Here is a 12,477-nt window from a genome sequence, read left to right as displayed (position 1 = left end):
AAACAGATGCGAGAGGCCGGATTCGAACCGACGAACCCCTGCGGGAACAGATCTTGAGTCTGTCGCCGTTGGCCAGCTTGGCTACTCTCGCACGGTGCAGATGATTTTTCGCTCGGCCTCCTTGAATATCTATCGCCGCCACAGTCGGGGGACGAGACGCCCTGTCCTCGCCATGTATGCCCCGTAATCCTCGCCGAAATGGTCGAGCATCATCGCCTCCTCCCGCGGCATCCGGCGGAGGACGAGGGCGACGAGCATCGTCCACCCGGCCACGCCGTTCCAGAGGATGAGGGGGAGGGCGAGCGCCCAGAGGAGATGCGCCAGGTACATCGGGTGGCGGATGTGTCCATAGACTCCGGCGGTGACGAGCCTCTGCCCGCCGGCGACGGTCATGACCGGCGACCAGTTCTCCCCGAGGTCGACGTGGGAGCGCCAGAAAAGCAAGAGTGCGGCGGCAAAGATGATGACGCCGGCGATGCCTGCGGTGTCAGGGAGGCGGTAGTCGGCAAAGGAGAGGAGGGGGGTGAAGGCGTACAGAAGGGGGAAGATGAGGAGGCCGAGGCCGCTCAGGGCCATGAGGGCCGTATCGAGGGGGTCTGACCCGAGGTCGGGGGCCCCCCTCTCCCGCAGGCCCCCCTCTCCCGCAGGCCCCGGCCGTACGCGGCCCTGATGAGAGTGCCGATGCCAAGGCCTCCAAGATAGCACGCCGTCCAGACAGACATCCCGGTCATCCTGCACACACCCCGACCATCGTCGCACCGGCATCATGCAGGGCCGGGGTATAACCCTTCCGCACCCGAGCCTTCAGGCCACCGGCACAAAGATCTCGGTGAGGATCTCCGCTTCGGGAACCTCACGCGGGTCGTTCAGGTAGACTTCCCTGATAGGGCCGGCGATCTCCAGCCCATTTTCGGCAAGCCATGCAAAGAGTCTCTCATAGGTCGGCCCGCACTCCTGGTACGGTCCCCTGTGGACGACACGCACCATCCTGCCTCCCGGAAGCTCGTAGCAGGCGATGCCGCCAGCGGGGGCAAGTCGTTCCGTAACAGGCACGGTGATCTCGATATCGGCGGCACCTTCGAGATCGGCCTTCACCGCCTCCTCTTCGCTCGTCTCATGCATGACAAAGATCGGGCAACCCGGGGATGCGGCGCCCTGCGAGAGGACATATTCGTACACGGTCCTGATCATGTCGGGAATCTCTTCGTACTTCCCGCGTTTCCGTATGCCGACGACATGCTGTGGTTCGACATCGACAAGAGCGATCTCTTCCATGGTCTTCGCGCGGAAAAGGGAGGAGGGGAGAGATAAACATGCGCCGGATGGGGCGAAGGTGCAGGATGGAGGATCTGTCGAGGGCACCATTGACACGGCCGCAGACAGCCACAGACTCCCGAGATCAGGATCCCTGCAGGATATCTTCCAGGATCTCCACCGCATCCCGGACATAGAGGGTGCACCGCACGGAAAAGACTCCGACCTCCCTGGCCGCGTCAAGGCTCCGTGGATCCGAGAGGTCGTAGCCCAGAAGAGCGGTGCAGTCCACCGAGCCGTGGCGGTCGCCGAAACGGCGGAGAAACTCCCGCACCAGTGCGTAGCATCGCTCCTTCCCCTCCCTGTCACCGGGCACGGCGGTGCCGCGGGCCAGGCCGAGGACAAGGACAGCGCCGCTCACCGCCCCGCAGGTCCGGTCCGTGTGGGCGAGACCGCCGCCGAATCCGCAGGCCAGTTTCCTGACCACGGCCTCGTCCATGCCATAATCCCCGGCAAAAGCACCGGCGACCGCCTGGGCACAGTTCAGGCCGCCGGAGAACGCCCGTGCAGCACATTCAGATCGATCAGACATGCGGACCTGTTATTTCTTTTCGGCAGATAATTTTCTGTATTCAGCCATCAGGGCGTCGGCATAGGCGTCGGTCTTCTTCGTCGGGACATAGTTGAAGGCCTTCACCCTCTTGAGGAGTTCCTCCCGGATCTCGTCCTCCCGCGTCAGGTCGAGAGCAATCACATCGCAGAGGATGCGGTAGAGCTGGTCGATGCCGGTCGCCTTGCCGTCGACCAGGACCGTCCTGATCTCCGGCCCCTCGGGCACGACGCCGCCGCAGATGGTGCAGTATCTCCCTTCGTCCGGCATCTCTCTCACTCCCTGATCATGGTCAGCATCATCTTGAACCGCGTCACCGCGGAGAGGGCATGGGGGGCGTTCGCCGGGAAGATGATCGTCTCGCCCTCCTTCATCTGGTGGGTCTCGCCCGCGAGCCAGACCTCGCACTCGCCGTCCAGGATCGTCACCACCGCGTCGTACGGCGCCGTGTGCTCGGAGAGGCCCTCGTCCTCATCGAAGGAGAAGAGAGTGATGCTCCCTGCAGGCCTGTTGACGAGCATCCGGCTTGCCACTGTCCCGTCCTGGTACTCGACGAGGCCCTTGAGGTGGAGAACCTTCCCTTTCAGTTCAGCACGTTTTTCGTCGGCCATGGTCATATCAGGCACTTTCACGCCTGCAGATAAAATACTGCCGTCACCGGTCCGGGGACAGGATCGTCAAAACTCCCTTTCGAACATCAGGTAGTTCGACTCGTCCATCCCGAGGTTCCGGTAGGTCTCCTGCGCCCGCAGGTTTTCCGCATCGACGTACAGGCGGAGGCCGACCACGCCGGATAGTTCCCGCGCCTCCCTCTCGATCTCCCGGAAGATCCCGGCGAAGATCCCCTGACGCCTGACGTCGGGATGGACATAGACGCTCTGGACCCACCAGAAAGAGCCGTTCCGCCAGTCGCTCCATTCATACGTGATCATTGCCTGCCCGACGACCCGGCCCCCCATCTCGGCGACGAGGTAGAAGCCCTTTGCCGGGTCGGCGAGCAGTGCCTCGACACCCGTCCGGACTGTCGTCGGGCCGAGGGCCTTCCCTTCGGTCTCCTCTGCCATGGCGATGTTATATGCGGCGATGATGCCGGCATCGGTCAGGACCGCCCTGCGGAGGCTGGCGCCAGCCATTTCTCCGTCCACCATGCCCACGCGTGGGGCGTAGCATGGGAAGGCCCTTTCCGCTACCCTGCTGGCGGCTGTTCGCACTTCGCCGGGTTTGCGAAGATCGCCTTCCCCTCGGGGTCGACCTCATAGTCCCGCGGATTTTCGACGAGGTCGAGGACATTGATCTCCATGGCGATGAGGTCTTCGTAGGTGAATCCCACCATCTGGGAGACGCCGCCCCGCCTGTACTCGACGAGAACGCCGTTCGCCATCTTTCTTGCGCCGGTAATCTCTTCCATGGCCCATCCCATGCGGCCGCGGCATATCAATTCTTCGCGGGGCAGGGGTAAAAAGAGAGTTTTTCAGTCGGCCCGCACGACCGGGTACTGCACCTCGGTCCTGAGTTCTTCAGGCGGAACCTCGTGCGGGCTGTTGTAGTAGAGTTCACGGTCTGGCCCACGGAGGGCGAGACTGTGCGCCCCGGCGTACTTCAGGATCCTGCCGTAGGCCAGGTTGAGACTGTAATACGGCCCGGTAGAGAGGACGGAAACGACCTGAACCGGCGGGAGAGTTTTCACTTCCACCTCTTCACCGACGCTGACCCGGCCGGCGACCGGGACCGCAACCTCGATGTCGGCGTCGGTCTCCCTGTACTCCCCGTCGTGACAGAGCATCATCACCGGGCCGGTGATCCGCACACCGTTCCGCCGGTTTTCCGGGCTGAACACGGCGGCCATCAGTTCCTCGATGAGCCGGCGACAGACGTCTTCATAACTCCCTCTCTCCCGCTTGCTGATCACCCGCATTGCGGGAATCTCCTTGATGACTGGTTCGGACAGCGACATTGCAAACAACTCCTGAAGGGAGGGCCTGGCACGCAGAACCTCCTCGATCTTCTTGAGATGCGCCATCTCCTGCCGCACCGCGGCAAGGCGCCTCTCCACCACGTCCACGCCGTCGTCGCCATCGAGGACCGCCTGCATCTCTTCGAGAGAGAAGCCAAGTCTGGCAAGGGTCCTGATCCGCACCGCTGCCTCGAGTTGGCCGATGGTGTAGTTGCGGTAGCCGGTGATCGGGTCCTTTGCCCCGGGTACCAGGATGCCCTTCCTGTCGTAGAGGCGGAGGGCCTTCTGGGTGAGGTGCACGGTCCTTGAGAATGTCCCGATGGGGATCTGGTCGATGGTCATGGTGTTACCATGAAAACCACTGAGGTAGTTTTCAAAGAACCGCTTGAAGTTTCATTTCATGGGCGATTCACCTGAGAGTAGGCGGCCGTCTGTCATCATATGCCGCAGTCTGCCCCGGGGAAAGGTCAGGGCGGCACCGCTGCTCCCGCGTATCGTCGGCACGAGGATATAAGAACAGATCGCTGCAGGCCCGGGCACGGCTACCGACAGAGGAAACCAGAGAAGAGAAGGCATCAATGAGAATGGATGGGATCGCTGAGATTTGAACTCAGGTCAGAGCGTCCCGAACGCCCTAGGATGGACCAGGCTACCCTACGATCCCATATCCTCCCCGCGGTGCAGGACACATCCGTACACCTCAAAGAGTGCATCATAGGTGTGTGCTCACAGTATTTGAGGGATTCTGTTCGTGAGTGAGGTGAGGGGCCGGTCTGGCCGGGATCAGGGGGATATTCAGGGCAGGGAGAGAGGCACCGCACCCTCCTCCCGGGAATGGGCGCGGGCGTGCAGGGGAGGGGGGCGCATACCCCCCTGTACACACCGACCACTCCAGTTATCGCGTCTAAATCTCGGGCACCGGAGGCGCACAGATCAGGGAGAATGACAATTTCCGGTGCAGAATTGGAAAGAGGGGTTATTTCCCCCTCCCTCCCTTGTGACCCGATCCTCCACCGCCCGTGTTGTCAGGACGACCGCCGCCGCCGCGGGTCTGAGTCACTTTAATCAGGCCGAGTCCCGGGTACGTTCCATCGTCGCCTTCAGCAACGAATAATAACCGTTCGACGCTTGTATCGAGGTATGCCAGGTCTCTGACATAGAAGACATACTCGTACTTATAGTCGCTCTCTGTGTGCACCTTGCCATAGACCGCACCATCCGCTGCAGGGGATGCAGGGTCATCAGGGTCAGGAAGCCCGAAAGTGATGTCCTCTTTCGGGACATCGTCCAGTGAAGAGACCGTGAAGTTCGGTGCCTCCTCGTCGTAGATCTCTACCACGATCGCGTTGCCGTCATCATCGAATGTCGTGTATTTTTACGGATTGCTGTACACTGCCACCCGGATCGGGTAGCCCGGTATCGTCGGGATGACAGGTGCTAGCCTGTCGATGTACATCGGATGGGCCTCCATCGGCGAGATGGAGATCCGGATGTTGTCTCCGGGCGAAGCGAAGGCATTCGGATCGCCGGATCCCTCTTCCGAGGCCATCGCCGGCACTGCCAGGATGCACAGTGCCAGGGCCGCGAAGAAGACCACAATTTTGTTCATTTAACAAGAGGTGAAGGAGGTATTCGGCGTGGCCTACGGGACGGCGAGGGGCGACCTGCTGCGGCTGGCCGCGGCCGGTTACGTGGAGAAGAGGTTGATGGGAAAGGAGTTTGCGTTTCTGTACAGGGAGTGAGGCGGCGCCCCGCCTCTCGCTCGTAATTTCCCCCCTTTCGCTCAAAAAAGAGAGGGTGCCACTACAGGAAGAACGCTATAATGGCGAGTATGATGAAGATGATCACAAGCCACTTCGCGATGGTCATCGAAAGCCCTGCAACGCCCTTTGCTCCCAGCACGTAGGCGACCAGCGCCAGGATGAGAAATATGATCGCAAGTCCGATCAGGTCTGCCATGATTCAATCCCTCCGGTAATCGGCAGATAGGGGGCGGAGATGATAATAGTATTGTCCCGGCAGGGCTTCGAGCGGGAAATACCCGGTGGGATACGCAGGGAAGGCGGCGCCCCGGTCTCGCCTGCCGCCCCGTAGAACCCCCCGACGGGCGTATGAGGCGCTCTGAAGTTTTTTTCTGTTCAGATCTTCTTCTTCTTCGCCTCCGCCTGCGCCTCGTGCGCTTTGATCTTCGCGTCCGCACCGGTTTTGTGGGCTTCGATCTTCACGTCGTCGATTGCGTTGCTCACTGCAACCTTCGCATCGTCCACCACTTCATGAGCGGCCACCTTGGCGTCGTCAACGGTCTTATGGGCCTTGACACGGAGACTGTCCTCTGATGCCATGCGGGCTGATCTCCCGGCACATTATTTATATTTACCCGAATCCAGTTTTATCTCTACGGGGTTTTTGACGATCAGTGAAGATCAGAAACTGTTGCTGCTCATAGGTACAATTTTCCTTATCGCCACCGTCGCATTCTGGCCGCTCATGACCGTGTTTGTCTGGGCGATCGCTCTTGCCAGCGCACTCATGCCCTTCCACAAACGGTTTTTAAAATATATGCCGACCAGAGAGAAAGCAGCGGTCGGCGAAGAATCCTCCTGAAGGGCCCCCATCTTTGGCTCTTCGCTCCTGTGTGTGGGTGGCCAGGACACCTTCGTCTACCTTCTCTGGATGACTCAGGGCACATTGGGGATGATCGTACACAACAGGCCGTGAAAATGGGGGGAGCGTTTCAGGACGATCGCAGGGTTTTCCGGGAGAATCTCACGCAAAGACGCGAAGGCATCGGAATGATAGGGAGGAATCGTTTCTTCGCGGCCTATAGCGTGAGGGGAGGACATGCCGGTGCCGGGAGGTTACCCACATGAAACAGCGAAGAACCCCATATTTTTAAGGGTGCCCCCCGGTCGCCCAGATGGATTGCCGGAATTTCACATAAAATCCGCGAGCCCCAACTGCTTCTCCTTCTCCTCCCCGAATGTCGAGAGGATCGCCTTGTCCAGCACCTCGACACGCTGCTTCGTGTACTCGGAGATGGCGTACTTCTCGCACATCCTCCGGGACATTTCGAGGTATTTCTTCACCGAGGCCTCGTGGACAGTCGGGTTCACCTTGCCGCCGCACTTCGGGCACTTGCCCGCGAGGGGCATGCGGCGGTACTTGGTGGTACACTTCGTGCACCGCACTGTCTGGGAGGCGAAGGCCCGGAGATTGCCCATCAGGTCGCGGATGAAGTGGGTGTTCAGGACGCGCTCGGCTACGTCGTCGACGTCCACAGCTCTGATCTTGTCGCCGAGTTCGAGTTCGGCCTCCATCTTGTCGAACATCGTGCCGAGGACGGTGTAGGTTGACTCCAGGGGCCCCGCGGAGATGTCGGCGGTGTCGTGGGTGAAGCGGAAACCTTCGTACTGGGAGGGTTTGCCCAGGCGGAGGTCCACGTGGTCGATCAGTTTCTCAAGCTCCTTCGGCGGGGCAAAGCGCTGCGCCGCCTCATAGAGTTCGAGGGGATAGTGGTCGACGACATCGACGTTGTGACTCTCCTTGTCCACCTCTTTGGGGTCGAGGCGGGAGGTGAGGACAAGGGGGGCGTCCATCGAGCCGCCGCGGGTCTCGGGGAGGAAGGAGCGGGAGAAGTTGATGAGCCCGTCCAGGAGGAGCATCACGCAGTCCTCGTCGCCGTCGCACTGGCCGCAGAAGATCCCGTTTGCGGCGAGGGTGTGGTCGTCGGCGACGGTGAGGCAGTAGACGGCCTCGTCAGGGCACCTGATATGGGTCACCGCACAGATCGTGTCCGCGATCACCTGTCCCCCCTCTGCCACAGGCACACGGTCGCCGACACGCACCTCCATCGCCATGATCTTCCTGAGGTAGTCGGTCTCCCAGACGAGCATCGTGTGGTCGGGCGTCACCTCCAGGGCCCTGCCACGGGAGGTCTCGATCCTGAGCAGGTGGTCGGGCGCCCGGTGGACGGAGACCGCGGTCACCCGGCGGAGATGGACCTCGCCCCGCGTGTCCACGGCCTGCACGGCAGAGGGGCATCTCGGTTCGGACCAGTGGGTGCCGGCATGGTCCAGGCCAGGTTGAGATATGTCGAAGTTTTCGAGGACAAACTGCCTGACAGCTACCTCCTGCCACCGCCCGTCCGCGAGTATCCGGATCAGGGTGTCGCCGGCAAAGCAGTTCCGCCTCTTCGCCGCGTGGAAGAAGGGGTGGCCGTAGCCGACGCTCGCCTTCGTGAACCCGATCAAGCGGCAGAGCACCCCGGCCGAGGTGTGGGGGGCAAGCCCGATGAGCATCTGGCCGATGAGGTCTGCGGGCTTCTCCGCGTTGTAGAAACGGGGCAGGCCGTAGAACTTCTCCAGCAGGTCGTCCATATACCGGGAGACCTTCAGGAGCCAGTCGCCGCAGAGGGCCGAGACCATGATGTCCTGGCAGCGCAGTTCCAGCACCTGGTCGGGGGAGACGAGTTCCTCGCCATTGTAGTCAAGGGTGTAGCCGATCTCCCGCAACTTTTCAACCGTGGCGCCGACCTCGCGCGGGCGGAAATGGGTCACCGGCAGGTCGATCATGTCGTACCTGACCGTCCCGTCCTTGAAGACGTACAGGCCGTGGGTGGCCCGGATAAGCCCCTTTTCCATGGGCTCGATCGTCCTGTCGCGCGAGATCATGCCCTTCACGCCCTTCACGAGTTTGAGGCTGTTCTCCCGCATCTGGAGGCGGGCGCATGCGGCGGCGTACTCGTCCCTGATCTTCAGGTCCAGTTCCTGAAGGCAGACCGTCGGCCCCTCGCACTGGGGACAGACGGCGCCGGCGACCTCCCTGTTACAGCGGGGGCAGCGGTAGACAGGGTTCGTGTGGGTGCCGCAGGCCTCGCACTTGTTCTTGAAGGTCACCGCACCGCACTGCGGGCAGCGTCTCTCCCCGACCTCGGCACGAATGGTGCCGCCGTCTGCATTGCTCCGCGCCTTGTAGGCCCCGGCCTCCAGGATAGACCGCCGGGAACCGCCGTTTTCGCCGACAGGGAAGAGGACGTGGGGTGCGGGCTTCATCTCCCTGGGCTTCGACTTGCCTGGCCTGCCCATCCGTCCGCCTATCCTTGTCCCGGCCTTCGACCGGATCGTGAAGCCGGAGAGGTGGGAGACGAGGGGGAGGGACGGGCCCGCGGGGGCGTCCTCCCATGCCGGGCGCATCTTCAGGTTGAGGCCCAGGCCCAGGCAGGCAAGGAGGACAAGGTAGGTCGGCAGGACCACCTCGTCGCCCTCCACTGTCTGGGGGATGAGGAGGATCTCAAGGGAGTGCTTGATCGCGGGGTCGTTCTTCACCCTGAGAGCGCCGTCCGCGATCCTGCCCCGGGCAGAGACGTGCTCCGCGAGGGCCCTGACCTCCGCAGGGTCGAGGTCGTCCCAGATCCAGGTGTACGCCGGGTGGAGGGGCACGCCGGAGAGGGCCATCTCGATCGCCTCCATCTCGTTTTCCGGCGTCTTCGTGCCGCCCTCCAGCCGCCACCACTCCTCGCAGTAGGCAGAGGGGATGAGAGGGTGGTTGTTCTCCAGGAACTCGCCGTAACTGATCAGGATCTCGCCGATGTCCAGGATACGGGCGATCTCGCGGGGGGCGATCTTTTTTGCCTCCGCTGCGTCGTCGATGCGCTTCACCTCGCCCGAGGCAAGGAGGACGGTCGGGCCCTCGATCGTGTCCACGGGCACGACGCCCGCGGCCTTCCCCGGCCTCTCGGTCTTCATCTGGGTGCCGACCGCGAGATAGTCGCCGAGGATATGGAGGGTCGCCGGGTTGAAGCCCGCGGCCGCAAAGCCGGTGTTCCTGGACCGGCCGTACCGCAGGCGGAATCCCCCGGCCCTCATGGGGTACGAGAAGACCGGGCGGCCGCCGATGAGGTCGCGGATGTATTTGTCCTTCGGGTGGACGCCGGGTTCCTCCTCCTCGTCGGACGACTTCGAGGCGGCACCGTCGATGATCTGCTGGATCCAGTCCCAGCCTTCCATCTTCATCTTTTTGACGTTCTTCATCACCTTCGGGGCCTTAAGGGCCAGTCCCTCGGCGACCACCAGGCACATGCCGCCCCGCACCGTGTTCGTCTCCACCCTCTCCAGGTTCCGGTGTCCTGAGACCTCCTCCCTCTCTGTCGGTTCGCCGTCGATGCAGACCGGGCAGTTCTCGATGATCAGCCTGATCTCGGCCTCACTCGGCATGTACTGCATCGACTGGATGTTGTTGTACTGCTGGAGTTCCTCGACGTACCTGTCCACCTCCTCGGGCCTGGGCCTGTACCGGTCGATCCCGATACCCCGGCGGACATAGTCCCCGACGAGCACGGAGAGGGCCTGCGCCGTGCCGCCTGCAGAGCGGATCGGCCCGGCATAATAGATCTTCAGGTACTCGGTGCCGTCGTCGTTCTTACCGATCCCGACCTTCGCGATCCCCTCGGTCGGCGCCGCCACCACGCCCTCGGTCAGGAGGCCCATCGACGTCCTGATGGCGTGGTCGGCGATCTCCTCGCGTGTCGTCTCCCCGAACATTTTAGCCACGAAATCGTCGCCTATCTTGAGGGCGGCCTCTTCCCGGGACATCCCCGCCTCAAGGTCCCGGATCCTCTGGGCGACGCCCTTGATCCCGATCAGGGCCTCGACACGGTCGCCGATGTCGTTCGCCCGCGGGATCTCGACCTCGGTGGTGGGGTCGTACCCCTCCGCACGCGCCGCCTCCGCTACCGCCAGGGCCGCGTTGAGGTTCACCTCGAGTCTTTTGAAGTACTCGGCCATTGCCGGGGAGACCGCAACCATGAGGATACAATGGGCGGGGTGAGACATAGAGGTTTTTGTCTGGCCGGTTAAACGGATGAATTCTGGTTTTTCCCCCCTTCTGGGCCTTTTTTCAGCCCCACCTCCAGGATCTCTCTCGCCGCCTCCCGCACGTCGGGGTCGGCATCGGAGAGGGCGGCGACAAGGGCGTCCGTCCCCTGCCTGTCCCCTTCCTCCGCCAGAATCATCGCCGCTCCGATCCGCACCCACCTGTTCTTCCGGGAGAGGGCCGAGTGGAGGGCCGGGGCCGCCGCCGTCCCCATCTCCCTGAGGGCCGACACCGCACAGAACCAACGCCCCTTTGTCCGCAAGGCGTCGATGAGGGAGGTGACCGCAGGATCCCCGATCGCCGTCAGGGCCGCGGTCGCCACCCCGCAGACCTCTTCGTCCCTGTCATCAAGGGCCATGACAAGGGGGCCGACCGCGTCCTCCCCGCCAATGGCGCCGAGGGCCTCGACCGCCTTCCAGCGGACGCCGGCATCGGGATCGGCGACAAGATTAGAAAGGGCCGGGATACCGTCGGGAGACCCGATCTTTCCGAGGGCGAGGGCAGACGCCCACCGCACCCCGGCGTCCCGGTGTCCTGCCGCGGCTGCAAGCGATGGCAGGGCCGCGGCCCCGATCGCCGCAAGGGCAAGGGCGGCCCGCGTCCGCACGTACCTGTCTCCGTCCTCAAGAGCGTGAGCAAGGGGTTCGACTGCCACGGGATCGCTGATATCGCCGAGGGCAACCGCAGCGCCCCAGCGGAGGTCGATGTCGTCGGAACCGAGGAGGCCGACGAGGACAGGGAGGGCCGGGTTGCCGATGGCACCGAGGGCTTCGAGCGCCATCCAGCGGACACCGGGATCAGGGTCGGAAAGGGCCTTTTCCAGGGCAGGGACAGCCGCGGGGTCGCCGGTCCGTCCGAGGGAGACCGCAGCCCCATACCGCCTCTCAGGACTCCGGCTCCGGAGGAGAGGAGCAAGGTCACGGGCGCCGCCCTCAGGTGCCGGGACAGGCGCCGCGGCCCTTATGGCAATGAGGGCGGCGAGAAGACCGACGGCAAGGAATATCCCGGCCCGCAGGACGGCAGCAGGCGCAAAAGACCAGACAAGGACGTGCACAAGGCCGAGGGCGCCCGCGACAGGGACGGAGACACGCCCGTACCAGAGGGCTGCAAGCACGATAGGGAGATAGAAGAGGTGGGGGTACACGGCACCGGCTACCGGGTCTGCATGAAGGATGCCGTCGAGGGCGAATGACCCGGCACATGCCAGGGCAAGAAGGACAGGGCGTATCCCGGTGATCTCTGTCATCACACCGGAGTCGCCTGCAGGACGTAAAAAATTATGTGGCCTTCCCGGCATCGAGGGAACCAACCAGGTCGTTGATCCCCTCCTCCCCCATTTTCCAGAGGGTGAGGCGGGCGCAGGACCGCTGCACCTCATCACCCTCGCTGGCAAGCCGCTTCAGCGGCCCCCGCGCTGGTTCGCCGATCCGGCAGAGGGCGAGGGCGATAAAGCCGCGGAGTTCGCGGTCTTCGCTTGAAAATGCCTCGATGAGAGGCTCTACCGCAGTCTCACCCATCGAACCCAGGGCCGCCGCCGCGTAGCGCCTGAACTGCGTGTCCTGCTCCACGATCATCGTGAGGATCAGGGGCCTGATCACGGGTGCGCCGATCCTGGCGAGGACCCGGCCGGCGTACCAGCGGGCGCCGGCGTCCTCATCGATCAGCACCTCGATCAGGGGGAGGACCGCATCCTCCCCGATCGCCACAAGGCGTTCCTCTGCTTCGTGCCTTTTATCGAGATCCTGCGAAGAAAGCGCCAGGATCAGATCTGTCATCTCGTCTGCCATCA

Annotated in this window: 18 protein-coding genes and 2 tRNA genes; 2 read left to right on the top strand and 18 right to left on the bottom strand. The window is 63.0% G+C overall.

Going from position 1 to position 12,477, the window contains the following annotated elements; translation table 11 throughout:
- Positions 1–7: 7 nt before the first annotated feature.
- The 13 genes from BP869_RS05270 to BP869_RS05210 all read right to left on the bottom strand — a co-directional run bounded on the left by BP869_RS05270 (position 8) and on the right by BP869_RS05210 (position 5,427).
- Positions 8–91, bottom strand: a tRNA-Leu gene (locus BP869_RS05270).
- Positions 92–129: 38 nt separating this feature from the next.
- Positions 130–576 (bottom strand): protein-S-isoprenylcysteine O-methyltransferase, encoded by a 447-nt coding sequence (locus BP869_RS05265; RefSeq protein WP_342677586.1) that lies wholly within the window; start codon positions 574–576, stop codon positions 130–132.
- Positions 567–731: a hypothetical protein gene (locus BP869_RS05260; protein ID WP_342677584.1), complete on the bottom strand. Its 165-nt coding sequence runs from the start codon at positions 729–731 to the stop codon at positions 567–569. The genes BP869_RS05265 and BP869_RS05260 overlap by 10 nt, the downstream gene beginning before the upstream one ends.
- A gap of 73 nt (positions 732–804) precedes the next feature.
- On the bottom strand, positions 805–1,275 hold the full coding sequence (locus BP869_RS05255; RefSeq protein ID WP_342677583.1) for a GyrI-like domain-containing protein: 471 nt from the start codon (positions 1,273–1,275) through the stop codon (positions 805–807).
- Between the two features lie 124 nt (positions 1,276–1,399).
- Positions 1,400–1,846 (bottom strand): C-GCAxxG-C-C family protein, encoded by a 447-nt coding sequence (locus BP869_RS05250; protein WP_342677581.1) that lies wholly within the window; start codon positions 1,844–1,846, stop codon positions 1,400–1,402.
- 9 nt (positions 1,847–1,855) lie between these two features.
- Positions 1,856–2,134: an NAC family transcription factor gene (locus BP869_RS05245; RefSeq protein ID WP_342677579.1), complete on the bottom strand. Its 279-nt coding sequence runs from the start codon at positions 2,132–2,134 to the stop codon at positions 1,856–1,858.
- A 5-nt stretch (positions 2,135–2,139) separates the two neighbouring features.
- The gene (locus BP869_RS05240; RefSeq protein WP_342677577.1) at positions 2,140–2,475 is read right to left on the bottom strand and encodes a cupin domain-containing protein; all 336 of its coding nucleotides are present in this window, start codon (positions 2,473–2,475) and stop codon (positions 2,140–2,142) included.
- 66 nt (positions 2,476–2,541) lie between these two features.
- Positions 2,542–2,997, bottom strand: coding sequence for a GNAT family N-acetyltransferase (locus BP869_RS05235; RefSeq protein ID WP_342677575.1), 456 nt, complete (start codon positions 2,995–2,997; stop codon positions 2,542–2,544).
- Positions 2,998–3,050: 53 nt separating this feature from the next.
- Complete coding sequence (locus BP869_RS05230; RefSeq protein ID WP_342677573.1) at positions 3,051–3,272, bottom strand: hypothetical protein; 222 nt, start codon at positions 3,270–3,272, stop codon at positions 3,051–3,053.
- Positions 3,273–3,335: 63 nt separating this feature from the next.
- Positions 3,336–4,160, bottom strand: coding sequence for a MerR family transcriptional regulator (locus BP869_RS05225; RefSeq protein ID WP_342677572.1), 825 nt, complete (start codon positions 4,158–4,160; stop codon positions 3,336–3,338).
- Positions 4,161–4,407: 247 nt separating this feature from the next.
- Positions 4,408–4,482 (bottom strand) — tRNA-Pro (locus BP869_RS05220).
- 312 nt (positions 4,483–4,794) lie between these two features.
- Complete coding sequence (locus tag BP869_RS05215) at positions 4,795–5,157, bottom strand: hypothetical protein (protein WP_342677570.1); 363 nt, start codon at positions 5,155–5,157, stop codon at positions 4,795–4,797.
- 36 nt (positions 5,158–5,193) lie between these two features.
- Complete coding sequence (locus tag BP869_RS05210) at positions 5,194–5,427, bottom strand: hypothetical protein (RefSeq protein WP_342677568.1); 234 nt, start codon at positions 5,425–5,427, stop codon at positions 5,194–5,196.
- Positions 5,428–5,437: 10 nt separating this feature from the next.
- Between BP869_RS05210 and BP869_RS05205 the strand changes: the two genes are divergently transcribed.
- Positions 5,438–5,560 (top strand): hypothetical protein, encoded by a 123-nt coding sequence (locus tag BP869_RS05205; RefSeq protein WP_300166078.1) that lies wholly within the window; start codon positions 5,438–5,440, stop codon positions 5,558–5,560.
- Between the two features lie 61 nt (positions 5,561–5,621).
- On the opposite strand, the gene BP869_RS05200 is transcribed toward BP869_RS05205, so the two are convergent.
- Positions 5,622–5,777 carry a DUF1328 family protein gene (locus tag BP869_RS05200; RefSeq protein ID WP_300166080.1) on the bottom strand — a complete coding sequence of 52 codons (156 nt, stop codon included), beginning with the start codon at positions 5,775–5,777 and terminating at the stop codon, positions 5,622–5,624.
- A 179-nt stretch (positions 5,778–5,956) separates the two neighbouring features.
- The gene (locus BP869_RS05195; protein ID WP_300166082.1) at positions 5,957–6,160 is read right to left on the bottom strand and encodes a hypothetical protein; all 204 of its coding nucleotides are present in this window, start codon (positions 6,158–6,160) and stop codon (positions 5,957–5,959) included.
- Here BP869_RS05195 and BP869_RS05190 point away from each other — a divergent pair.
- The gene (locus BP869_RS05190; RefSeq protein ID WP_342677565.1) at positions 6,159–6,422 is read left to right on the top strand and encodes a hypothetical protein; all 264 of its coding nucleotides are present in this window, start codon (positions 6,159–6,161) and stop codon (positions 6,420–6,422) included. The genes BP869_RS05195 and BP869_RS05190 overlap by 2 nt on opposite strands.
- A 329-nt stretch (positions 6,423–6,751) precedes the next feature.
- Here the strand turns inward: BP869_RS05190 and BP869_RS05185 are convergent, their stop codons facing one another.
- The 3 genes from BP869_RS05185 to BP869_RS05175 are packed head-to-tail and all read right to left on the bottom strand — an operon-like array spanning position 6,752 to position 12,475.
- Entirely contained in the window at positions 6,752–10,621 is a 3,870-nt protein-coding gene (locus BP869_RS05185) for a DNA-directed DNA polymerase II large subunit (protein ID WP_342677563.1), read from the bottom strand.
- A 47-nt stretch (positions 10,622–10,668) separates the two neighbouring features.
- Positions 10,669–11,934 carry a HEAT repeat domain-containing protein gene (locus BP869_RS05180; RefSeq protein ID WP_342677561.1) on the bottom strand — a complete coding sequence of 422 codons (1,266 nt, stop codon included), beginning with the start codon at positions 11,932–11,934 and terminating at the stop codon, positions 10,669–10,671.
- A 31-nt stretch (positions 11,935–11,965) separates the two neighbouring features.
- Positions 11,966–12,475: a HEAT repeat domain-containing protein gene (locus BP869_RS05175; protein WP_342677559.1), complete on the bottom strand. Its 510-nt coding sequence runs from the start codon at positions 12,473–12,475 to the stop codon at positions 11,966–11,968.
- Between the last annotated feature and the right edge of the window lie 2 nt (positions 12,476–12,477).

It is taken from the genome of Methanofollis sp. UBA420, from assembly GCF_002498315.1.
Lineage (GTDB): Archaea > Halobacteriota > Methanomicrobia > Methanomicrobiales > Methanofollaceae > Methanofollis.
The sequence above is the reverse complement of the archived record's forward strand: the minus strand, read 5'-3'. Positions and strand labels throughout refer to the sequence as shown.

What these genes read in the sequence shown, in the direction of transcription:
- BP869_RS05265 (WP_342677586.1), bottom strand. Translation starts at nt 576, where the DNA reads ATGGCCCTGAGCGGCCTCGGCCTCCTCATCTTCCCCCTTCTGTACGCC.
- BP869_RS05260 (WP_342677584.1), bottom strand. Translation starts at nt 731, where the DNA reads ATGACCGGGATGTCTGTCTGGACGGCGTGCTATCTTGGAGGCCTTGGC.
- BP869_RS05235 (WP_342677575.1), bottom strand. Translation starts at nt 2,997, where the DNA reads ATGGCTGGCGCCAGCCTCCGCAGGGCGGTCCTGACCGATGCCGGCATC.
- BP869_RS05180 (WP_342677561.1), bottom strand. Translation starts at nt 11,934, where the DNA reads ATGACAGAGATCACCGGGATACGCCCTGTCCTTCTTGCCCTGGCATGT.
- BP869_RS05230 (WP_342677573.1), bottom strand. Translation starts at nt 3,272, where the DNA reads ATGGAAGAGATTACCGGCGCAAGAAAGATGGCGAACGGCGTTCTCGTC.
- BP869_RS05255 (WP_342677583.1), bottom strand. Translation starts at nt 1,275, where the DNA reads ATGGAAGAGATCGCTCTTGTCGATGTCGAACCACAGCATGTCGTCGGC.
- BP869_RS05185 (WP_342677563.1), bottom strand. Translation starts at nt 10,621, where the DNA reads ATGGTTGCGGTCTCCCCGGCAATGGCCGAGTACTTCAAAAGACTCGAG.
- BP869_RS05245 (WP_342677579.1), bottom strand. Translation starts at nt 2,134, where the DNA reads ATGCCGGACGAAGGGAGATACTGCACCATCTGCGGCGGCGTCGTGCCC.
- BP869_RS05190 (WP_342677565.1), top strand. Translation starts at nt 6,159, where the DNA reads ATGCGGGCTGATCTCCCGGCACATTATTTATATTTACCCGAATCCAGT.
- BP869_RS05240 (WP_342677577.1), bottom strand. Translation starts at nt 2,475, where the DNA reads ATGGCCGACGAAAAACGTGCTGAACTGAAAGGGAAGGTTCTCCACCTC.
- BP869_RS05225 (WP_342677572.1), bottom strand. Translation starts at nt 4,160, where the DNA reads ATGACCATCGACCAGATCCCCATCGGGACATTCTCAAGGACCGTGCAC.
- BP869_RS05250 (WP_342677581.1), bottom strand. Translation starts at nt 1,846, where the DNA reads ATGTCTGATCGATCTGAATGTGCTGCACGGGCGTTCTCCGGCGGCCTG.
- BP869_RS05175 (WP_342677559.1), bottom strand. Translation starts at nt 12,475, where the DNA reads ATGGCAGACGAGATGACAGATCTGATCCTGGCGCTTTCTTCGCAGGAT.
- BP869_RS05210 (WP_342677568.1), bottom strand. Translation starts at nt 5,427, where the DNA reads ATGAACAAAATTGTGGTCTTCTTCGCGGCCCTGGCACTGTGCATCCTG.
- BP869_RS05195 (WP_300166082.1), bottom strand. Translation starts at nt 6,160, where the DNA reads ATGGCATCAGAGGACAGTCTCCGTGTCAAGGCCCATAAGACCGTTGAC.
- BP869_RS05200 (WP_300166080.1), bottom strand. Translation starts at nt 5,777, where the DNA reads ATGGCAGACCTGATCGGACTTGCGATCATATTTCTCATCCTGGCGCTG.